This window comes from Kosakonia sp. CFBP8986 (assembly GCF_034044935.1).
Classification (GTDB): Bacteria; Pseudomonadota; Gammaproteobacteria; order Enterobacterales; family Enterobacteriaceae; genus Kosakonia; species Kosakonia cowanii.
Window position 1 is genome coordinate 668546 of sequence record NZ_JAXCXB010000001.1, and the last position, 22828, is coordinate 691373.

The following is a 22828-nucleotide window of genomic DNA, read 5'->3' on the forward strand; positions in this document are numbered from 1 at the left end:
ACTTAAGAAGGTAGGTGTTACATGTCCGAACTTAACGAAAAATTAGCCGCAGCCTGGGAAGGTTTTACTCAAGGTGAATGGCAAAACGCTGTAAACGTACGTGATTTTATCCAGAAAAACTACACTCCGTACGAAGGTGACGAGTCCTTCCTGGCGGGCGCCACTGACGCGACCACCAAGCTGTGGGACAAAGTCATGGAAGGCGTGAAACTGGAAAACCGCACGCATGCACCAGTTGATTTCGACACCTCCGTTGCTTCCACTATCACCTCTCACGATGCGGGCTACATCAACAAGCAGCTTGAGAAGATCGTTGGTCTGCAGACCGAAGCTCCGCTGAAACGCGCCATCATCCCGTTTGGCGGGATCAAAATGGTTGAAGGTTCCTGCAAAGCGTACAACCGCGAACTGGATCCGCAGCTGAAAAAAATCTTCACCGAATACCGTAAAACCCACAACCAGGGCGTATTCGATGTTTACACCAAAGATATCCTGAACTGCCGTAAATCTGGCGTGCTGACCGGTCTGCCGGACGCCTACGGCCGTGGTCGTATCATCGGTGACTACCGTCGCGTTGCGCTGTACGGTATCGACTTCCTGATGAAAGACAAATATGCCCAATTCCAGTCTCTGCAGTCTGACCTGGAAAACGGCGTAAACCTGGAAGCGACTATCCGTCTGCGTGAAGAGATTGCTGAACAGCACCGCGCGCTGGGTCAGATCAAAGAGATGGCAGCAAAATATGGCTGTGATATCTCCGGTCCGGCAACCACTGCTCAGGAAGCAATCCAGTGGACCTACTTCGGCTACCTGGCCGCGGTTAAGTCTCAGAACGGCGCTGCAATGTCCTTCGGTCGTGTTTCCACCTTCCTGGACGTCTACATTGAACGTGACCTGAAAGCGGGCAAAATCACCGAGCAGGACGCACAGGAAATGATTGACCATCTGGTCATGAAACTGCGTATGGTCCGCTTCCTGCGTACCCCTGAGTATGATGAGCTCTTCTCTGGCGACCCGATTTGGGCAACTGAATCTATCGGCGGTATGGGCGTTGACGGCCGTACGCTGGTTTCCAAAAACAGCTTCCGCTTCCTGAACACCCTTTACACCATGGGGCCGTCTCCGGAGCCGAACATCACCGTTCTGTGGTCTGAAAAACTGCCGCTGAACTTCAAAAAATTCGCTGCTAAAGTCTCCATCGACACCTCTTCTCTGCAGTATGAGAACGATGACCTGATGCGCCCGGACTTCAACAACGATGACTACGCGATTGCCTGCTGCGTAAGCCCGATGGTTGTCGGCAAACAGATGCAGTTCTTCGGTGCCCGTGCAAACCTGGCGAAAACCATGCTGTACGCTATCAACGGCGGCGTGGATGAAAAACTGAAAATGCAGGTAGGTCCGAAATCTGAACCTATCAAAGGCGACCTGCTGAAGTTCGACGAAGTGATGGAACGTATGGATCACTTTATGGACTGGCTGGCTAAACAGTATGTCACCGCACTGAACGTGATCCACTACATGCACGACAAGTACAGCTACGAAGCCTCTCTGATGGCGCTGCACGATCGTGACGTGGTACGCACCATGGCTTGCGGTATCGCTGGCCTGTCGGTTGCCGCTGACTCCCTGTCTGCTATCAAATATGCGAAAGTTAAACCTATTCGTGACGAAGACGGTCTGGCTATCGACTTCGAAATCGAAGGCGAATACCCGCAGTTTGGTAACAACGACGCCCGCGTCGATGACATGGCGGTTGACCTGGTAGAACGTTTCATGAAGAAAATTCAGAAACTGACTACCTACCGCAACGCGATCCCGACTCAGTCGGTTCTGACCATCACCTCTAACGTTGTGTATGGTAAGAAAACCGGTAACACCCCGGATGGTCGCCGCGCTGGTGCACCGTTTGGGCCGGGTGCTAACCCGATGCACGGCCGTGACCAGAAAGGTGCTGTTGCCTCTCTGACCTCCGTTGCAAAACTGCCGTTTGCCTACGCGAAAGATGGTATCTCTTACACCTTCTCTATCGTGCCGAACGCGCTGGGTAAAGATGATGAAGTGCGTAAAACTAACCTGGCAGGCCTGATGGATGGTTACTTCCACCATGAAGCCTCAATCGAAGGTGGTCAGCACCTCAACGTCAACGTTATGAACCGCGAAATGCTGCTCGACGCGATGGAAAACCCGGAGAAATATCCGCAGCTGACCATCCGCGTTTCCGGTTACGCTGTGCGCTTTAACTCTCTGACTAAAGAGCAGCAGCAGGACGTGATTACCCGTACTTTCACCCAGACCATGTAATGGTATTGGCTGAAAGAAGCTTGTAAAAAGCGTACAATAAAGGCTCCACGTCTGTGGGGCCTTTTTCACAACCAGAGCCTGCTTCGTCAGCTATCTATTTACCGGATGCCTGCCAAAACAGACTTAGTGCAGAAGGAATGAAACTGCACAGACACAGGCCCCGGATGGGCCACATCTGGAGAAAACACCGCAATGTCAGTTATTGGTCGCATACACTCCTTCGAATCCTGCGGCACGGTCGACGGCCCGGGCATCCGCTTTATCACCTTTTTTCAGGGCTGCCTGATGCGCTGCCTTTACTGCCATAACCGTGATACCTGGGATACCCATGGCGGTAAAGAGATCACCGTTGAAGAGCTGATGAAAGACGTGGTGGCCTATCGCCACTTTATGAATGCTTCCGGCGGCGGTGTGACTGCCTCGGGCGGCGAAGCGATTTTGCAGGCGGAGTTCGTCCGTGACTGGTTCCGCGCCTGTAAAAAAGAGGGTATCCATACCTGCCTTGATACCAACGGCTTTGTTCGCCGCTACGATCCGGTGATCGATGAGCTGCTGGAGGTCACCGATCTGGTGATGCTCGATCTGAAACAGATGAATGATGAGATCCACCAGAATCTGGTTGGCGTCTCCAACCATCGCACGCTTGAGTTCGCCCAGTATCTGGCGAAGAAAGGGATTAAGGTCTGGATCCGCTACGTCGTCGTGCCGGGCTGGTCAGATGATGACGACTCTGCGCACCGCCTCGGCGAGTTTACCCGCGACATGGGCAACGTCGAGAAAATCGAGCTGCTGCCCTACCATGAACTGGGCAAACATAAATGGGTGGCGATGGGCGAAGAGTACAAGCTCGATGGCATTCACCCGCCGAAAAAAGAGACTATGGAACGGGTAAAAGGGATCCTTGAGCAGTACGGCCATAAAGTGATGTACTGAGCCGCGAAACGAATAAAAAAAGCCACAACATAGCGTTGTGGCTTTTTTGTCTGCCGAATGAGCCGGAGAAACGTCAGGCGTGTGCCACCGGCGTCGGGTGGTGGCCCGCTTTGCGCATCAGCATCACCAGGTAGACCAGCGATACGCCAGCAATCATCACAAACAGCAGGCTGTCGGAGTAGCTCTGCATCAGCATGGAGGTGAGCGTTGGTCCTAGCAGGCTGCCGATGGTATAGCTCAGCAGCAGCGCCTGGTTCATCGCCACCAGCTGATGATGCTCCACTTTTTCACAGGCCCAGGCCATCGCCACCGGGTAGAGCGTAAAGCCTGCCGTGCCCAGTACAAACAGCGCCGGTGCCATCGCCGCGTTGCTCAGCATGCCGAAGCAGCCGATGATCACCACAAAAACCTGCACGCGCAGCACCAGTAAACGACCAAAGCGGTCAGCGATGCGGCCAATCGGCCACTGACCAATAATCCCCGCACTGACCATCAGCGCCATCCAGAAACCAATGCCGGAGTCGCTGACGCCCTGATGCGACAGGTAGAGCGGCATCAGGCCATAGAGCGAGCCGAGAATAATCCCGGAGATAATGCAGCCGTTAACGCCAAGACGGGCCTGACGCAGGCGCAGCATTGGCCAGATCGAAGAAGCCACCTGCTCTTCGCTGTGCTGATTAACGATACGCGTAAAGAGCAGCGGCAGCATCGCAGCCAGCACCATACCGGTAACCCACGGCAGTACGCTCATCAATTCGGTTGGCAGTTTGCTGACCATCAATTGACCAAGCACGGTGCCGATATAGTAAACCATCATATAGGCCGCCAGCAGGCGACCGCGGTTGTGAGCGGTGCCGCTGGACATCAGCGCGCTCTCCACCACCACCCAAATCATGGCGCAGCCGACGCCGGCGATAAAACGCCAAATCATCCAGTTCCAGAAACCCACCATCAGCCCTAAGCCGACGCAGCCTGCGGCGAAAATCAGCGACGCGATGTAGTAGCTGCGGTTAAAGCCCATCTGGCGGATCAGTCGACCGGTCAGTAATGTTCCCAGCAGGTTGCCAGTGAAATAGGAGGAGCCAACCATGCCGACCTGCCAGGTGGGCAGATTTTCATGGGCGAGCCAAAGGGGCACGAGCGTGTTCAGCGTCGCGATAGCCAGGGTCAACAGCATCAGGCCACAGAGCAATAAAAGCACTGGGCGGGTATAGGTGGTCATGGGTTAAAACCGTGAGGAAGTTCAGATTGCGTGCGCATCATGCCACCGGCAAAAACATTGTCAATCCACTGTTTTTCGCCAGAGTGAGCTTTTTATCGACGACGATTTGTAAAACTTATCCTCTTTCTCACTTAGCGCGCACCGTCACGTTATATCTCTTTGAAAAGAAGCCAGTAATCTATAAACCACGACAATTTTTCAGTTGAAAAAATTCATGAACATTAATGGTTGAGACGCACGAAAAAGGCAATAAAAAAGCGCCCGTAGGCGCTTTTAAAAACATGCTGTATCGGCAGGATTAACCGATGTACTCCAGCCCGTTCATATAAGGGCGCAGTACTTCCGGCACCTCAATGCGGCCATCGGCCTGCTGGTAGTTTTCCAGCACCGCAACCAGCGTACGCCCTACTGCCAGACCAGAGCCGTTCAGGGTATGCACCAGACGGGTTTTCTTGTCGGACTTGCTGCGGCAGCGTGCCTGCATGCGGCGCGCCTGGAAATCCCAGACGTTGGAGCAGGAGGAAATTTCGCGGTAGGTGCCCTGCGCCGGAACCCAAACTTCGAGATCGTAGGTTTTGCAGGCGCCAAAGCCCATATCGCCGGTGCAGAGCAGCACTTTGCGGTAAGGCAGACCGAGCAGCTGCAACACTTTCTCTGCATGCCCGGTAATCTCTTCCAGCGCCGCCATGGAATCTTCCGGGCGAACCACCTGAACCAGTTCGACTTTATCAAACTGGTGCATACGGATCAGACCGCGCGTATCGCGACCGTAAGATCCCGCTTCAGAGCGGAAGCACGGTGTATGCGCGGTCATTTTGATCGGCAGACTCTCTTCATCGATAATTTCATCGCGCACGAGGTTGGTCAGCGGCACTTCCGCGGTCGGGATCAGCGCGTAGTTGCTGCTGTCGGACTCCTCTTCCAGCGGACGGGTATGGAACAGGTCGCCGGCGAACTTCGGCAACTGGCCAGTACCGTACAGGGTGTCATGGTTGACCAGGTATGGCACATAGTTTTCCGCGTAGCCATGCTGCTCAGTGTGCAGATCCAGCATGAACTGCGCCAGCGCGCGGTGCATACGGGCGATCTGCCCTTTCATCACCACGAAACGGGAGCCGGTCAGCTTCACCGCAGCGGCAAAATCCAGGCCGCTGTGCATCTCACCGAGGGTGACGTGATCGCGGATCTCGAAATCAAACTGGCGCGGCGTGCCCCAGCGGCTGACTTCAACGTTATCGTTCTCGTCACGGCCAACCGGTACGCTGTCATCAGGCAGGTTCGGAATGGTCAGCGCGATATCGCGGATCTCAGCCAGCAGCGTTTCCAGCTCGGCTTTCGCCGCGTCCAGTTCTTCACCCAGCTTGTTCACTTCCAGGCGTAATGGCTCGATATCTTCCCCGCGTGCTTTCGCCTGGCCGATGGATTTCGATCGTGAGTTACGCTCTGCCTGCAGATTTTCAGTGTTGACCTGCAGGACTTTACGACGCTCTTCGAGCGCGCGTAATTTCTCTACGTCCAGCTTAAAGCCCCGGCGTGCCAGTTTTTCAGCGACTGCGTCTGGCTCGGTACGCAGCAGATTGGGATCGAGCATGCTTTTCCTGTGCTTATCGAATTGAAATAAAAGGAACCCGACCGCAGAGTGCGATCGAGGGTATGAGCCGTAACCTTACCGCAACGCCCGCACTAGCGGTAGCGTTTTATAGGGCTTTTATGATCCTGTTCAGCGAGCCAGGCGAGCTTTTCGCCAATCTTGCCTTCAAGACCTCTGTTCGTCGGCTGATAGTAGCGCGTTTCTGCCATTTCCTGCGGGAAATACTCCTCCCCGGCGGCAAAAGCGTTGGGCTCATCGTGGGCATAGCGATACTCCTGCCCATAACCCATCTCCTTCATCAGCTTGGTCGGCGCGTTGCGCAGATGCGGCGGCACATCATAATCGGGGCGCTGTCGCGCATCGGCCATCGCAGCTTTAAAAGCTTTATAGACGGCGTTGCTTTTCGGCGCACAGGCCAGGTAGACAATCGCCTGCGCAATAGCGCGCTCGCCTTCGGCCGGGCCAACGCGGGTAAAGCAGTCCCACGCAGAGATAGCGACCTGCATGGCGCGCGGATCGGCATTGCCGACATCTTCTGAAGCAATCGCCAGGCAGCGGCGCGCAACATAGAGCGGGTCGCCACCCGCTGAGATAATGCGCGCATACCAGTAGAGCGCGGCATCCGGCGCACTTCCGCGCACCGATTTGTGCAGCGCGGAGATAAGGTCGTAAAAACGGTCGCCTTTATTATCAAAGCGCGCGCTACGCTCACCGGCAATCTCCGTAAGCAGCTCAGGGTTGAGTACGCGCTTGCCGCTCTTATCGAGCTCCGCCATATCCGCCATCATCTCAAGCGTGTTGAGCGCCCGGCGCGCATCGCCGCCTACCAGCTCGGCAATCGCCAGCCGGGTTTCGTCCGGCAGCACGATATCCTGGCCGCCGTAACCGCGGCCTTTATCTTCCATCGCCTGCGTTAATACCAGTTCAATATCCTCGGTGGTGAGGGATTTGAGCAGGTAAACGCGCGCGCGGGAGAGCAGTGCGGAGTTGAGTTCAAATGAAGGGTTTTCGGTGGTGGCGCCGATAAAGGTGATGGTGCCATCTTCGATATGCGGCAGAAAGGCATCCTGCTGGCTTTTGTTAAAACGGTGGACTTCATCGACAAACAGAATGGTGCGGCGTCCGGCATTGCGGTTCTGGCGGGCGCGCTCTATGGCTTCACGGATCTCCTTCACGCCGGAGGTGACCGCTGAGATGCGCTCGACATCAGCATCGGCATAGCGCGCAATGACCTCTGCCAGCGTGGTTTTGCCGGTGCCCGGCGGTCCCCACAGGATCATCGAGTGCAGATGACCAGCTTCGATGGCGCGCGGCAGGGGTTTGCCCGGTGCCAGCAGATGCTGCTGACCAATGTACTGCGCTAAATTTTCTGGCCGCATACGCGCGGCCAGAGGTTGAAACGTGTTCTCGGAAAAATCGAGCGACATGTTACTCATGCACGCCTCTTACTTGCGTTGATCGTCAACCGTTACGCCCTGCGGCGGGGTAAAGGTGAATTTCGATGCATCGACAGCGCCGTTCTGCTGCGCTTTCAGCTGATAGCTGCTGCGCTGGTCATCCTGTTCGATGGCGCTGAACTGATGGATGGTGCCGTCGCGGCCGACATTGATGGTGAACTGTTTCAGGTTACCGTTGCTGCTTTTTGGCGTCAGTTCAAAATCATCGCCCTTCTGCGCAATGTTGTACTGCTGCCAGTCGCTGCTCTGGTTACGGGCAATCAGCATAAACGGCGTGTTGCTGGTAGCATCTTTCAGCCAGGTTGCCGTCGCCTGTTCAACAAACGGGTTGTAGAACCACAGCGTTTTGCCGTCGGAAACCAGTACGCTCTCATCCGGCTGGGTCATATGCCAGTTAAACAGGTTCGGGCGTTTAACCCACAAATCACCCTGGCCTTCCTGTACCGCAGCGCCGCTGCCGTCGGTCACTTTCTGGGTAAAGCTGGCGTGGAAGCTGCTGACTTTATCGAGGCGGCTTTTCAGATCGCTTGCCGCGTCTGCCCAGACATTGCTGACCACTAAGGAGCCCATTAGTGCACAAACCATGGCGATTTTTTTCATTGTCATTCCTCTGATACGTCACTCCCGACGTGGGAGAATCCTTCTGTCACTCTAGAAAGCGAAACGCCAGAGTGACAGAAGAAAAAACTGAATTTGTACTATTTACCTAACTTTGCATCACTCAAACGGCGGCGGAGCCAGCACTTCACGGTTACCGTTGTGCCCCTGCTCGCTGACGATCCCCTGCGCTTCCATCTGTTCGATAATGCGCGCCGCACGGTTGTAGCCGATACGGAACTGGCGCTGCACGCCGGAGATCGAGGCTTTGCGTTTTTCGGTGACAAAGTTAACGGCCTGGTCGAACAGCGGATCCAGCTCTTCACCGCCGTCAAATCCACCGCCGCCGCCTTCGCTTTCGCTGTCGGAGGTGATGCCGTCAACGTATTGCGGACGCCCGCGCGCTTTCCAGTCCTGCACCACGGCGTGGACTTCCTGATCGCGAACAAACGCGCCGTGGACACGCACCGGGGCAGAGGTTGAGTTCGGGCCGGAGTAAAGCATATCCCCCATTCCGAGCAGCGATTCCGCACCGCCCTGATCGAGGATGGTACGGGAGTCGATCTTGCTCGATACGGTAAAGGCGATACGCGTCGGGATGTTGGCTTTAATCAGGCCAGTGATCACATCCACAGAGGGGCGCTGGGTGGCCAGCACCAGGTGAATACCGGCGGCGCGCGCTTTCTGCGCCAGGCGGGCAATCAGCTCTTCCACCTTTTTACCGACCGTCATCATCAGATCGGCAAACTCATCGACCATCACCACAATGTACGGCAGTTTTTCCAGCACCGGATGTTCGGTTGCCATGCTGTCGCCCGGCTTCCAGTACGGATCCGGGATCGGGCGACCCATGCGCGCGGCTTCGGCGATCTTCTCGTTGTAGCCGGCGAGGTTACGCACGCCCAGCGCCGACATCAGTTTGTAGCGGCGCTCCATCTCATTGACACTCCAGCGCAGCGCATTAGCGGCGTCTTTCATATCGGTAACCACTTCGGTCAACAGATGCGGAATGCCTTCATAGACCGACAGCTCGAGCATTTTCGGGTCAATCATGATGAAACGCACATCTTCCGGCGTTGCTTTATAGAGCATGCTGAGGATCATGGCGTTGACGCCGACCGACTTACCGGAACCGGTGGTACCGGCGACCAGCAGGTGTGGCATCTTCGCCAGGTCAGCAATCACCGGATCCCCGGCGATATCTTTACCCAGCACCACGGTGAGCGGCGACGGACTTTCGCGGAATTTCACGCAGTCCAGCACTTCTCGCAGATAGACGGTCTGGCGCTTCTTGTTCGGCAACTCAAGGCCGACGTAAGGTTTACCCGGGATCACTTCCACCACGCGCACGGCGACGGTAGAGAGCGAACGCGCCAGGTCACGTGACAGGTTAGAGATTCGCGCCGCTTTCACGCCAGGTGCGAGGTTCAGCTCAAAGCGGGTGATCACCGGACCCGGCGAGTAGTTCACCACGTCCGCTTTAATACGGAAATCGGCCAGGCGAGCTTCAACCAGGCGAGCCATCTGCTCAAGCGCAAAGGTGTCCACCGGCTCCACTTCTGCCGGCGGCTGCGTTAACAGATCGAGCGACGGCAGCGGCGTAGTCGGCTTTTGCACCGGGCGGCTGTCACCATTACGCATCAGCAATGGATGGATCAGGCTCTCCTGCTGCTGCGGAGCAGATTGCTGCTGCGGCTGCTGAACAGGTTGACCATAAGCAGGCGGCTGAGCCGGCTGCGCGGCTGGCTGCTGATAGTGCTGTTGTGGCGGCTGGGCAGGCTGACCATAGGCAGGCGGCTGAACCGGTTGCGCGGCTGGCTGCTGATAGTGCTGCTGCGGCTGCTGGGCAGATTGACCATAGGCAGGCGGCTGAACCGGTTGCGCGGCTGGCTGCTGATAGTGCGGCTGCGGCTGCTGGGCAGGCTGACCATAGGCAGGCGGCTGAACCGGCTGCGCGGCTGGCTGCTGATAGTGCTGCTGCGGCTGCTGGGCAGGTTGACCATAGGCAGACGGCTGCGCGGCAGGTGGCTGCTGCGGCTGCTGATAATGAGGCTGTGCAGAAGCTTGCGGCTGCGGCGTAAAGAGCGGTGCGTTCGCACGCTCAACCGGTGCCGCGTTCATCGGCGAGACGTCGGCATCTTCCGGCGTAAAGGCCTGCGGCTCAGCGCCGTAGCGCTGCTGCTGAGATGCGGCGAACTGACGTGCCAGCTCCGCCTCTTCCGCTTCGGCTTCATTCAACTCAGCTTCAGAGGCAGCAAACTGCGGCGTTTCATGCTGATACTCTTCACCGTAGCGATCGTGTTGCGTCGCGGCGAACTGACGTGCCAGCTCGTTTTGCTGGAACATAGCGGCATCATCATCGGAGAGATGTTGATCTGGCTCACGCACCTCATCTTCACGCGCACGCTCTTCAGCCATGCGCTGTGAAGGCAGTTTAATGCCATAGGAAGCAAGCTCGCGACGCGTCGGCACGCGCACACGGTTAGGTCGCGGAAGCTGCGGGCCAATCCCCTCTTTTACCTGCGGACGTGGCGCGCCGCCGGCAAGACCAAACACCGGCGCGCTGGCTGCCGCAGCGGCGGAGGCAGTGCCAGCCGTTGAAGCGGCCTGAGCGGTAGCGGGCAGAACGCTCTCTGCCACAACCGTTGGATCCACAGCAGGTGGAACAGGCATCGACGGCGCGGCTGGTCGGGCTACCGGTTCTGGCTCAGCGGGCTCCGGAATCGGCTGATACCAGGCGGCCAGCTGCTCACGCTCGCGCGCACGCTTCTCTTCGACTTCTTCAAAGTAGTAGAGCGGCGGACGGGTATGTTTCGCCTCTTCCACCACGGGTTCAGGTTCGATGACCGGCTCCGGCGCAGGGGCGATTTGCGGTTCAGGCTGCCACTGCTGGGCTGCAGGCTGCGTCTGCCAGTAGACCTCTTCTTGCTGCGGCTGCGGCGTTACCGGCGCATCTGGCGTCCACGGCTCTTCCGCGATCGGTTGCTGCCACTCTGGCACGGATTGCGCGGCAGGGTGCTGATAAGCAGCCGTTTCGTCATAATGCGTTGGCTGCTGATAAGCGGCCTGCGGATCGCCCTGCATCGGTGCTTGATATAGAGCTTGTTGATCGGGATGCATCGGCGGCTGATAAGCAGGCTGTTGATTAGGATAGCCAGGCGCCTGCTGCGCATGCTGCCATTCAGCGGGCTGCGGCGTTTGCATAACCGGCTCCGTCGGCGCAGCGAAGCTTTGCGCGGCAACGGTTGTTGCGACGGCAGCCGCCGCAACGGGTTCCGTTACGCTGCGACCATTGAGCAGCGGATCGTACTCCTGCTCAACTTCCGTCGCGCGATGTCCCGAGAAGAGCACGTCGTCTGGCTGCGCAGGCACACCGCGCGCGCTGTAGGCGATCTCCTCGTCATCATCCATCCGCTTGCCGGAGAAGAGCGCTTCGTCGGTTTTGCGCCCCATCGGGTTGGCGAATTTCTCAGCTATGCGTTTACGGCGCGCCAGCGCACCGCGCAGAATGCGGGCGCGACGGGATTCGCGAGGCGCGTCGCTTGCCTCGTCCTCATCATACTCATCCTCTTCTTCATACTCTTCATCATCAACCCATGTGTCATCGCGACGGGTGCGGTTGGTGGCGAAAGTGAGAATATTGAGAATAACGCTGCCGATTTTTTCAGCGATGGTGACCCATGACCAGCCGGTAAAGAGCGTCAGCCCGGCTGCCCAGATGCAGAGCAGTGCGAGCGTTCCGCCGCTGCTGCGCAGCAGCGGCTGCAGCGTGGTGCTGAGCAGGCTGCCAATCACGCCGCCCGAGGCGAAATACCAGATATCATCCGCGTTGATCGCCGCCAGACCGCAGGAGGTGAGGATCAGCGCCAGCGCGCCAATCAGGCGTAGCGAGACGGCGAAATAGTCGATGTAATCTTCAGTGGCGCGATGGCGCCAGGCAAACCAACATCCGCCGATAATAATGACCGGAATGGTGTAGGCCATAATGCCGAAGATGAAAAACAGGGTATCCGCCAGCCATGCGCCGGGCACGCCGCCAAGGTTATGGATCGGCTCATGCCATGCGGTCTGCGACCAGCTTGGATCGGATGGGTTAAAGCTGAGAAGCGCCGCCATCAGCCAGATGGCAGAAAGGGAAACGAGGATCAGCAACGCTTCGAGGAGTCGGCGTCCGCTGCTTAGCTTGTTAAAAGTGACTTCTTTGTCTTCGGTGTATTCCTGGCTCAAGACAGGCTCTCCAGGTCCTTGATGCTAAAACGGACAACAGCGCCGGGTCTCCCCGGCACTGTTGCTGTATGGATTAACAGGAGTGTAATCAAAAAACAGCGATTGTGCACCTGTTCCGTATTAGCGCGTCTTAATAACCAGACGATTACTCTGTTTGACCTCTTCCATCACCACATAGGTGCGGGTGTCGTTTACGCCTGGCAGGCGTAACAGCGTTTCGCCCAGCAGTTTGCGGTAGGCCGACATATCCGGTACGCGCGTTTTCAACAGGTAGTCAAAATCACCAGAAACCAGATGACACTCCTGAATTTCTTCAAGTTTTTGCACTGCAGCGTTGAATTGTTCAAACACATCCGGCGCGCCACGATTCAGAGTAATCTCAACGAAGACCAGCAGTGATGCATCCAGATAATGCGGGTTAAGCAGTGCCGTATAGCCCTGAATAAACCCCTGCCTTTCCAGCCTGCGCACGCGCTCAAGGCACGGCGTTGGCGAAAGCCCTACTCGTTTAGAAAGCTCGACGTTGGAAATACGCCCATCTTTTTGCAGTTCATTTAAAATATTGCGGTCAATGCGGTCGAGATCTTTGCCAGGGCGCTTCTTGCTATCTACCATTATTATTGTCTCTCTGTATTCCTTCCCTACTCCTGTCTTGACCCTGTGCACTTCACTGTTCAGGATCTTTGCCCGTCGTATTGTGCCGCGCGCCAGCAAGCTGACCGTTGCATAATCCCAGGGGCTGTGTTGAGAAGACCGGTGCCTGCGGCAGCTATCGATATCACGGATGGCGTCTGTCCACGCCATGCGTAGATTTCGCTAGCCCGGTAAAATGGCATTTACATGCGTAAACGTGCGTTACGCGCGAAATACTGCTTTTTTTCTTCCTTTGATGTTTTCGCAAAAGCGCAGGGGATTGTCAAAGCAAAACATCTTTTTTTAGTACAACATGCCAGATATTCATCAAGGTCAATTCCTTATCCTCATTTATTCATCTTATAACTGCCTTTTTCTCAGTAGAAGTTGTTATGTTTTTGGCATAAATCATTGCCCCGCCATCGGTCTTTTCTATCACACACATCGTTAACAAAATCGCTACGCCCTTTTTTTACGCCCGCAAATTCCCTACAATCCAGCCCAATGTCTGCCAAACAATAATGAGGATCTCATGGGGACGGCCAAACACAGTAAGCTGCTTATCCTTGGTTCAGGCCCTGCCGGTTATACCGCAGCGGTCTATGCTGCGCGTGCAAACCTGCAGCCGGTGCTAATCACCGGTATGGAAAAAGGCGGTCAGCTCACCACCACCACCGAAGTGGAAAACTGGCCGGGCGACCCGCACGATCTGACCGGCCCGGGTCTGATGGAGCGCATGCATGAACATGCGACCAAATTTGATACTGAAATCATTTTTGACCATATCAACAGCGTCGATTTACAGAACCGTCCGTTCCGCCTGATTGGCGATAGCGCTGAGTACACCTGCGACGCGCTGATTATCGCCACCGGTGCCTCCGCGCGCTATTTAGGCCTCGCCTCTGAAGAAGCCTATAAAGGCCGCGGCGTTTCTGCCTGCGCCACCTGTGACGGTTTCTTCTACCGCAACCAGAAAGTCGCGGTCATCGGCGGCGGCAACACCGCAGTTGAAGAAGCGCTCTACCTGGCGAATATCGCCTCTGAGGTGCATCTGATCCACCGCCGCGATACCTTCCGCGCGGAGAAGATCCTGATCAAGCGTCTGATGGATAAAGTTGAGAGCGGCAATATCGTGCTGCATACGCACCGTACGCTGGAAGAGGTGACGGGCGATCAGATGGGCGTTAGCGGCCTGCGCCTGCGCGATACGCAAAACCCGGATAATATCGAGTCGCTGGACGTTGCCGGTCTGTTTGTCGCTATCGGCCACAGCCCGAACACCGCGATCTTTGACGGTCAGCTTGAGCTGGAAAACGGCTACATCAAGGTGCAGTCCGGTATTCATGGTAATGCGACACAAACCAGCATTCCCGGCGTGTTTGCCGCAGGTGACGTGATGGATCACATCTATCGTCAGGCGATCACCTCCGCTGGCACTGGCTGTATGGCGGCGCTGGATGCTGAACGCTACCTCGATGGGCTGGCTGTTCAGAAATAATCTTTACAAGTCAGTAACAAAGGTAAATAAGGCGACATTAAGTCGCCTTTATTTTTGCACCGTTGTAACATTGCGCAGGCTAAAAATCCGATAACTTCACCTGCAAAGCGCGCAATGAATAAAACCCGTCAGCAAGAACTCACTCGCTGGTTAAAACAGCAAAGCATTATCTCTCGTCGTTGGTTGACGCTCTCCCGCCTGCTTGGCGTGGTCAGCGGCGTCCTGATCGTCGCGCAAGCGTGGCTGCTCGCCAGCATTCTCAACCATATGATTATCGAGCACATTCCTCGCGAGGCACTGCTGCTGCCCTTTGCGCTGCTGGTGCTGGTCTTTATTCTGCGCAGTTGGGTGGTCTGGCTACGCGAGCGGGTAGGGTTTCATGCGGGGGCACAGATCCGCTTTGCGATACGCCGCCGCGTGCTGGATCGTCTGCAACAGGCCGGCCCGGCATGGATTCAGGGTAAACCCGCCGGCAGTTGGGCGACGCTGATCCTTGAGCAAATCGACGACATGCATGACTTCTACGCCCGCTATTTGCCACAAATGGCGCTGGCGGCGAGCGTACCGCTACTGATTGTGATCACCCTTTTCCCGATTAACTGGGCGGCAGCGCTGATCCTGCTCGGCACCGCGCCGCTGATCCCGCTGTTTATGGCGATGGTCGGGATGGGCGCAGCCGATGCTAACCGCCGTAACTTTAAAGCACTGGCGCGCCTGAGCGGTCACTTCCTTGACCGCCTGCGCGGCATGGAGACGCTGCGTATTTTTGGCCGTGGCGAAGCGGAAACGGAAAGCATCCGCCGCGCGTCGCAGGATTTTCGCAGCCGCACGATGGAAGTGCTGCGCCTCGCGTTTCTCTCCTCCGGAGTGCTGGAATTTTTCGCGTCGCTCTCCATCGCGCTGGTCGCCGTTTACTTTGGTTTCTCCTATCTGGGCGAACTCAATTTCGGCCATTACGGTACCGGCGTGACGCTGTTTGCCGGTTTTCTTGCGCTGGTGCTGGCCCCGGAGTTTTTCCAGCCGCTGCGCGATCTGGGTACCTTTTACCACGCGAAGGCGCAGGCAGTAGGCGCAGCGGATAGCCTGAAAACCTTTATGGAAGCGCCGCTCGCCCATCCGCAACGCGGCGATATCACGCTCAACGCGTGTGAGCCTGTCACCCTGACGGCAGAGGATTTAATTGTTAAATCGCCCGAAGGCGCAGTGCTGGCCGGGCCGCTCACCTTTACCCTCTCCTCCCAGCAGCGGGTTGTGGTGGTCGGGCGCAGCGGATCGGGAAAAAGCTCGCTGATTAACGCGCTGTTAGGGTTCCTGCCTTATGAAGGCTCGCTGCGCGTTAACGGTATTGAACTGAGCGCGCTCGATCCCGACAGCTGGCGCAACGCGATAAGCTGGGTCGGCCAAAACCCACTGTTGCCGGCCGCCACGCTGCGCGAGAATGTGCTGTTATCACGCCCGGATGCCAGCGAAGCGGCCTTACACGCTGCGCTGGATAAGGCATGGGTAAGCGAATTTCTACCGCTGTTACCGGAAGGGCTGGAGACGCAGCCTGGCGATCAGGCCGTTCGTCTCTCCGTCGGTCAGGCGCAGCGCGTTGCCGTTGCCCGCGCCCTGCTCTCTTCATGCCAGTTGCTTCTGCTGGATGAACCCTCCGCCAGCCTTGATGCCCACAGCGAGCAGCGGGTGATGCAGGCGCTGGCCACCGCTTCGCACCAGCAAACCACGCTGATGGTGACCCACCAGCTGGAAAACCTTGCAGAGTGGGACGCCGTTTGGGTGATGCAGGAGGGACGCATTGTTGAACAGGGCAGCTATGCCGAGCTTGCCGCCGCCGGGGGCGTGTTTGCCGCGCTGCTGGCACATCGTCAGGAGGAGATTTAAATGCGCGCCTTGCTGCCTTATCTCGCATTATATAAACGCCATAAATGGATGCTGACGCTGGGCGTGGTGCTGGCGGTCGTCACGCTGCTGGCCAGTATTGGGCTGTTAACGCTTTCAGGCTGGTTCCTTTCCGCCTCGGCAGTGGTCGGCGTCGCCGGGCTATATAGTTTCAACTATATGCTGCCCGCCGCCGGTGTGCGCGGGGCGGCGATCACCCGTACCGCCGGGCGCTATTTCGAGCGGCTGGTTAGCCACGATGCCACATTCCGCGTGCTGGAACATCTGCGCGTGACTACCTTCAGTAAACTGTTACCTCTCTCCCCCGCCGGGCTGGCGCGTTTTCGTCAGGGCGATGTGCTTAACCGCGTGGTTGCCGATGTCGATACGCTTGATCACCTCTATCTGCGCGTCATTTCGCCGCTGGTGGGCGCGCTGGTGGTCATTATTGTGGTGCTGGTCGGCCTGAGCGTGCTCGATCTCTCGCTGGCTCTGATGTTAAGCGGCATTATGCTGGCGACGCTGCTTATTCTGCCGCCCCTCTTTTATCGCGCCGGCAAAGCGACGGGGGAAAACCTCACCGCACTGCGCGGGCAGTATCGTCAGCAATTAACCAGCTGGTTACAGGGGCAGGCAGAGCTGACCATTTTTGGTGCCAGCCAGCGTTATCGCGAGCAGCTGGAAAACACCGAATTAAGCTGGCACGAGGCGCAACGCCGCCAGTCCGATCTGAGCGCCGTGTCGCAGGCAGTGATGCTGACGATTAGCGGCGCGGCAGTAATCGTCATGCTGTGGTTCGCCTCCGGTGATGTCGGCGGTAATACCGAGCCTGGCGCGCTGATCGCACTCTTTGTCTTCTGCGCGCTGGCGGCGTTTGAAGCACTCGCCCCGGTTACTGGCGCTTTCCAGCACCTTGGGCAAGTTATTGCCTCCGCGACGCGGGTGACGCAGCTTACTGACTGTCAGCCGGAAGTCACGTTTCCTGCCACGCGCACCGCCGTGCCCCAGCAGGTTAGCGTGGCGCTGACCGACGTGTCGTTTAGCTATCCGGGACAACCGCAGCGGGCGCTGGATAGTCTCAGCGTATCGATCGCCGCAGGCGAGCATGTTGCCATTTTGGGCCGCACGGGCTGTGGTAAATCGACGCTGCTGCAACTGCTGACGCGCGCCTGGGATCCGCAGCAGGGCGAGATTCATTTACAGGATCGCCCATTACGCTCGTATGCTGAGGCCGATCTGCGCTCGCTTATCAGTATGGTGCCGCAGCGCGTACACCTGTTTAGCGCCACGCTGCGCGATAACTTGCTGCTGGCTTCACCGCAGGCAAGCGATGAGATGCTGAGCGCGACGCTGGAACGCGTGGGGCTGGAGAAGCTGCTGGATGAGAATGGCCTTAACGCCTGGCTCGGTGAAGGCGGACGTCAGCTCTCCGGCGGTGAACTGCGTCGTCTGGCGATTGCACGCGCGCTGCTGCATGATGCCCCGCTGGTGTTACTGGATGAACCGACCGAAGGGCTTGATGCATCCACTGAGAGCCAAATCCTTGATCTTCTTAATGAATTGATGAGAGGCAAGACCCTGTTAATGGTCACCCATCGTCTGCGTGGACTGGCAAATTACGATCGGATAATTGTAATGGACAACGCGCAAATAATTGAGCAAGGTAATCACGCAGCGTTAATGGCGAAACAGGGGCGGTACTACCAGTTTAAGCAGCGTCTGTAGTGGTTTGACTCATTTACGCTCTCGCGTCACCAACACTGAAGCAAGAGCGAAAGATGACGATATTAACAGAGGTCACTTGTCGCATTGTGGAGCGTTGCAGTCATGCGCCTGGTTCAGCTTTCTCGTCACTCTATTGCATTCCCTTCGCCGGAAGCGGCGCTGCGTGAACCCAACGGGCTGCTGGCGCTCGGTGGCGACTTAAGTCCGGCGCGCTTGCTGATGGCCTATCAGCGCGGGATTTTCCCGTGGTTTTCACCGGGTGATCCTATCCTCTGGTGGTCGCCCGATCCGCGCGCCGTATTATGGCCGGAAAATTTTCACGTCAGCCGCAGCATGAAGCGCTTCCATAAGACCTCACCTTATCGCGTGACGCTGAACCACGCTTTTGGCCAGGTCATTGATGGCTGTTCAGACGATCGTGACGAAGGCACGTGGATTACGCCCGATATCGTCATGGCTTACCACCGTTTGCATGAACTGGGTCATGCGCACTCGATTGAAGTGTGGGAAGGCGACGAGCTGGTAGGTGGGATGTATGGCGTCGCGCAGGGCTCGCTTTTCTGCGGTGAGTCGATGTTCAGCCGACGCGTAAATGCCTCGAAAACCGCCCTGCTGGTCTTTAGCGAGGAGTTCGCGAGACTTGGCGGTAAATTGATTGATTGCCAGGTGCTTAATAGTCACACTGCTTCCCTTGGCGCGGTGGAGATCCCCCGCCGCGACTATCTGCAATACCTCGCGGAACTACGTCTGGCCCCGCTGCCTTCACACTTTTGGGTGCCCCGTCGGCTCTTTCCGGCTCGTTGAAGAATGTTTTCGGCACATTTGTATTCAGAGTGTTATAATGGTCGCTCGTAGCAGCTTTTGCCTGTTGCCCCGCCCCATCCGGGAGTCGTTCGTATCAGGGATGCCCTTCGTTTACTTCTACCGCTCCCCTTTACGGTTGCGCTTTACTGGCGCTCTGGCTGCGGCGTGCGGGGAATCGGCAAAAGCTGTTTTGCTGCGTTTTATCAGCACAAATCTTTACTTAACACACGAACTTCGGCATTATCTTGCCGATTCAAAAAATTATGGTAGTGATACCCCCGAGGATTAGATGGCCAAAGAAGACAATATTGAGATGCAGGGTACCGTTCTTGAAACGTTACCTAATACGATGTTCCGCGTAGAACTGGAAAACGGTCACGTGGTCACTGCGCATATCTCTGGTAAGATGCGTAAAAACTACATCCGTATCCTGACGGGCGATAAAGTGACTGTGGAACTGACCCCGTACGACCTGAGCAAAGGCCGCATTGTCTTCCGTAGCCGCTAAGATCTTCCGCTAGCGCAACTGCGCACCTAATTTAAAGGCCGGGTAATCCCGGCCTTTTCTGTTTCTGCTCCAGCCGCTACTTAAAAAATCGTTTTTAACGATCAGGGATAGTGGCAGCCGCCCCGCTCGCGACAGGCTCTCCATTCAGCGGTACCGATATCCGGGCCGGACGCCGGATCGCGACAGACTGGCCACCATTTGCTGTAGAAGTTACAGGTAGCGGCTTTTCCTGCAAGCGGAGCAAGCAGTAAAAAACTGAGCATTACAGGTATAAAAATATGCCTCATGGTATCTCCTCCTTATTGACCAACTTCTGATTCCTTTTCATGGCAATAACCCACTTCAGCGCTATTGCGCATGAAAACAACCTACAAAAAAACGGCTTATACGGCAATATTTTTATTAATATCAATAATTTACATTAAGAATGTTTGCACGAAGTACCGCAGTTAGCTCTGCAGAACCGTTTATTTCACGGTTTTAGTGCGGTGACAGGCAGGGGTCTTGCGTTGACAAAGTAGAGGGTACGCCGCTTTTTCACGCGCGCTTATCGACAGGCATAAAAAAACCGGGCACAGGGCCCGGTTTGATGAGGTTAATGCAGAGATTAATGTGCTGCTTCCGGTTTGTGCTTCTGCGCACTGTGGAAACCATACTCCAGCTCATTCTTCTCTTTATTCAGCGTGACGGTGACCTGGCCGCCATCAACCAGCGATCCGAACAGCAGTTCGTTGGCGAGCGGTTTTTTCAGGTTGTCCTGAATCACACGCGCCATTGGTCGGGCACCCATAGCACGGTCGTAGCCTTTCTCTGCCAGCCAGTCGCGCGCTTCCTGGCTGACCTCCAGCGAGACGCCCTTCTGATCCAGCTGCACCTGAAGTTCGACGATAAATTTGTCGACCACCTGGTGGATCACCTCGGTAGACAAATGATCGAACCAGATAATGTTGTCCAGACGGTTGCGGAACTCTGGCGTAAAGATCTTTTTGATCTCTTCCATCGCATCGGTGCTGTTATCCTGGTGGATAAGCCCGATGGATTTACGCTCGGTTTCACGCACCCCGGCGTTGGTGGTCATCACCAGCACGACGTTGCGGAAATCGGCCTTGCGCCCGTTGTTATCGGTCAGCGTCCCGTTATCCATCACCTGCAACAGGATGTTAAAGACATCAGGATGCGCTTTTTCGATCTCATCAAGCAGCAGAACCGCATGCGGATGCTTGATCACCGCGTCGGTCAGCAAGCCGCCCTGATCGAAACCGACATAGCCCGGAGGCGCACCGATCAAACGGCTCACAGTGTGGCGCTCCATATACTCGGACATATCAAAGCGCAGCAGCTCAATGCCCAGCGCTTTCGACAGCTGTACCGTCACCTCGGTTTTACCGACGCCGGTCGGGCCAGCAAACAGGAAGGAGCCGACCGGTTTATGGTCCTGGCCCAGCCCTGCACGGCTCATTTTGATCGCTTCGGTTAAGGCCTCAATGGCTTTATCCTGACCAAACACCAGCATTTTCAGACGGTCGCCGAGGCTTTTCAGCGTATCGCGATCGCTCTGAGAGACGCTCTTCTCCGGAATACGCGCGATGCGGGCAACCACGGATTCGATATCCGCCACGTTAACCGTTTTCTTGCGTTTGCTGACCGGCATCAGCCGCGCTCGCGCGCCAGCCTCATCAATCACGTCAATCGCTTTGTCCGGCAGATGGCGGTCATTAATGTATTTCACCGCCAGCTCAACCGCGGCGCGTACCGCTTTCGCCGTGTAACGCACATCGTGGTGCGCTTCATATTTCGGCTTCAGGCCGTTGATAATCTGCACCGTTTCCTCAACGGAAGGTTCAGTGATATCAATTTTCTGGAAGCGGCGTGCAAGGGCGCGATCTTTTTCAAAGATGTTGCTGAACTCCTGATAGGTCGTGGAGCCCATAACGCGGATCTTACCGCTGGAGAGCAGCGGCTTAATCAGGTTGGCGGCGTCAACCTGCCCGCCAGATGCAGCGCCCGCACCGATGATGGTGTGGATCTCATCGATAAACAGAATGCTGTTGCTGTCCTGCTCAAGCTGTTTCAGCAGCGCCTTAAAGCGTTTTTCGAAATCGCCGCGGTATTTAGTACCCGCCAGCAGTGAGCCGATATCCAGCGAGTAGATGGTGCAGTCGGCCATAATTTCCGGCACATCGCCCTGCACAATTCGCCATGCCAGCCCTTCGGCAATCGCGGTTTTACCGACGCCCGACTCCCCCACCAGCAGCGGGTTGTTTTTACGGCGGCGGCACAGCACCTGGACGGCGCGCTCAAGCTCTTTGCCACGTCCAATCAGCGGATCGATTCCGCCCACGCGAGCAAGCTGATTAAGGTTGGTGGTGAAGTTTTCCATACGTTCCTCCCCGCCTGCTTGCTCTTCGCTGCTCGCCTGGCTGCTACTGCTGCTGCCCGCGTCAGAGGATGGACCCGGCTCGTCTTTGCGCGTGCCGTGAGAGATAAAGTTCACCACGTCAAGGCGGCTGACTTCATGTTTGCGCAGCAGGTAAGCCGCCTGCGACTCCTGCTCGCTAAAGATGGCAACCAGCACGTTCGCACCGGAGACTTCGCTGCGTCCGGAAGACTGAACGTGAAACACCGCGCGCTGCAGAACGCGCTGGAAGCTGAGCGTCGGCTGCGTGTCACGCTCCTCTTCGCTCATCGGCAGGACGGGTGTGGTTTGTTCGATGAAGGCCTCGAGTTCCTGCCGCAGCGCCACCAGATCCACGGAACACGCTTCCAGCGCATCACGGGCAGATGGGTTACTGAGCAGAGCCAGTAACAAGTGCTCGACGGTCATAAACTCATGTCGGTGCTCGCGCGCTCTGGCGAAAGCCATGTTTAAACTGAGTTCCAGTTCTTGATTGAGCATAGGCACCTCCCCCAAGTTTTATTGCCTGACGTCAGGCTTTTTCCAGCGTACACAGCAACGGATGCTCGTTCTCCCTTGCATACTTGTTCACCATGGCAACTTTCGTCTCCGCGACCTCGGCGGTGAAAACACCGCAGATAGCCTTACCGTGATAGTGAACCGTTAGCATCAGTTGCGTTGCACGTTCAACATCATAAGAAAAGAACTTTTGTAGCACGTCAATAACAAATTCCATTGGCGTGTAGTCATCGTTCATTATCATCACTTTGTACATCGATGGCGGTTTGAGCGCGTCGCGCAGTTTATCTTCCGCCAATTGCTCAAAATCCAGCCAGCTATTGCTCTTACCCATCGTTAGCGCTTCATCTTAGGTTACAGGTTCCGGCGCACGTCTAATCGGCCGATTACATGAGTTTAGATGCATTTTCAATCAGCATCAGATGTCAGGCAACTATAATGGATCGCCCTGCATTTGAATAACAACATTAAGTGGATGGTTATGTGAAGATGTCCTGCTTAGTGCACATTATATGGCTCGATTATAGTTTTTTTTGG

At 56.3% G+C, this 22828-nt stretch carries 16 protein-coding genes; 7 read left to right on the plus strand and 9 right to left on the minus strand.

From position 1 onward, the window contains the following. The first annotated feature begins 21 nt into the window (after positions 1-21). Both pflB and pflA read left to right on the plus strand, forming a co-directional pair. Complete coding sequence (gene pflB, locus SOM48_RS03115; RefSeq protein WP_023481517.1) at positions 22-2304, plus strand: formate C-acetyltransferase; 2283 nt, start codon at positions 22-24, stop codon at positions 2302-2304. Between the two features lie 192 nt (positions 2305-2496). Beyond that, entirely contained in the window at positions 2497-3237 is a 741-nt protein-coding gene (pflA, locus tag SOM48_RS03120; protein ID WP_042714174.1) for a pyruvate formate lyase 1-activating protein, read from the plus strand. 73 nt (positions 3238-3310) lie between these two features. Here the strand turns inward: pflA and SOM48_RS03125 are convergent, their stop codons facing one another. The 6 genes from SOM48_RS03125 to lrp form a co-directional block, all read right to left on the minus strand. After that, positions 3311-4459, minus strand: a complete 1149-nt coding sequence (locus SOM48_RS03125; protein ID WP_320511417.1) for an MFS transporter — start codon at positions 4457-4459, stop codon at positions 3311-3313. A gap of 298 nt (positions 4460-4757) precedes the next feature. Next, positions 4758-6050, minus strand: a complete 1293-nt coding sequence (gene serS, locus SOM48_RS03130) for a serine--tRNA ligase (protein ID WP_054803087.1) — start codon at positions 6048-6050, stop codon at positions 4758-4760. A 92-nt stretch (positions 6051-6142) separates the two neighbouring features. Further along, complete coding sequence (locus SOM48_RS03135) at positions 6143-7486, minus strand: replication-associated recombination protein A (protein ID WP_128483271.1); 1344 nt, start codon at positions 7484-7486, stop codon at positions 6143-6145. A gap of 9 nt (positions 7487-7495) precedes the next feature. Beyond that, entirely contained in the window at positions 7496-8107 is a 612-nt protein-coding gene (gene lolA / locus SOM48_RS03140; RefSeq protein ID WP_076769636.1) for an outer membrane lipoprotein periplasmic chaperone LolA, read from the minus strand. Positions 8108-8224: 117 nt separating this feature from the next. Then, entirely contained in the window at positions 8225-12331 is a 4107-nt protein-coding gene (locus SOM48_RS03145; protein ID WP_320511418.1) for a DNA translocase FtsK 4TM domain-containing protein, read from the minus strand. Between the two features lie 120 nt (positions 12332-12451). Further along, entirely contained in the window at positions 12452-12946 is a 495-nt protein-coding gene (lrp, locus tag SOM48_RS03150) for a leucine-responsive transcriptional regulator Lrp (protein WP_000228469.1), read from the minus strand. Positions 12947-13496: 550 nt separating this feature from the next. On the opposite strand from lrp, the gene trxB reads away from it, so the two are divergent. The 5 genes from trxB to infA all read left to right on the plus strand — a co-directional run bounded on the left by trxB (position 13497) and on the right by infA (position 19377). After that, positions 13497-14462 (plus strand): thioredoxin-disulfide reductase, encoded by a 966-nt coding sequence (trxB, locus tag SOM48_RS03155; RefSeq protein ID WP_054804022.1) that lies wholly within the window; start codon positions 13497-13499, stop codon positions 14460-14462. A gap of 114 nt (positions 14463-14576) precedes the next feature. Next, positions 14577-16343 carry a heme ABC transporter permease/ATP-binding protein CydD gene (cydD, locus tag SOM48_RS03160; RefSeq protein WP_320511419.1) on the plus strand — a complete coding sequence of 589 codons (1767 nt, stop codon included), beginning with the start codon at positions 14577-14579 and terminating at the stop codon, positions 16341-16343. Continuing rightward, positions 16344-18065, plus strand: a complete 1722-nt coding sequence (cydC, locus tag SOM48_RS03165) for a heme ABC transporter ATP-binding protein/permease CydC (RefSeq protein ID WP_312200301.1) — start codon at positions 16344-16346, stop codon at positions 18063-18065. It abuts the gene before it with no gap. A gap of 102 nt (positions 18066-18167) precedes the next feature. Further along, entirely contained in the window at positions 18168-18869 is a 702-nt protein-coding gene (gene aat, locus SOM48_RS03170) for a leucyl/phenylalanyl-tRNA--protein transferase (protein ID WP_054804024.1), read from the plus strand. Positions 18870-19158: 289 nt separating this feature from the next. Beyond that, the gene (gene infA / locus SOM48_RS03180) at positions 19159-19377 is read left to right on the plus strand and encodes a translation initiation factor IF-1 (protein ID WP_001040187.1); all 219 of its coding nucleotides are present in this window, start codon (positions 19159-19161) and stop codon (positions 19375-19377) included. A gap of 101 nt (positions 19378-19478) precedes the next feature. On the opposite strand, the gene SOM48_RS03185 is transcribed toward infA, so the two are convergent. The 3 genes from SOM48_RS03185 to clpS form a co-directional block, all read right to left on the minus strand. Continuing rightward, a complete protein-coding gene (locus tag SOM48_RS03185) occupies positions 19479-19664 on the minus strand; it encodes a hypothetical protein (protein WP_139567598.1) in 186 nt (61 codons plus the stop codon). 320 nt (positions 19665-19984) lie between these two features. Beyond that, positions 19985-22273: an ATP-dependent Clp protease ATP-binding subunit ClpA gene (gene clpA, locus SOM48_RS03190; RefSeq protein ID WP_023481807.1), complete on the minus strand. Its 2289-nt coding sequence runs from the start codon at positions 22271-22273 to the stop codon at positions 19985-19987. 31 nt (positions 22274-22304) lie between these two features. Next, positions 22305-22625, minus strand: coding sequence for an ATP-dependent Clp protease adapter ClpS (gene clpS, locus SOM48_RS03195; protein WP_023481436.1), 321 nt, complete (start codon positions 22623-22625; stop codon positions 22305-22307). Positions 22626-22828: the final 203 nt, after the last annotated feature.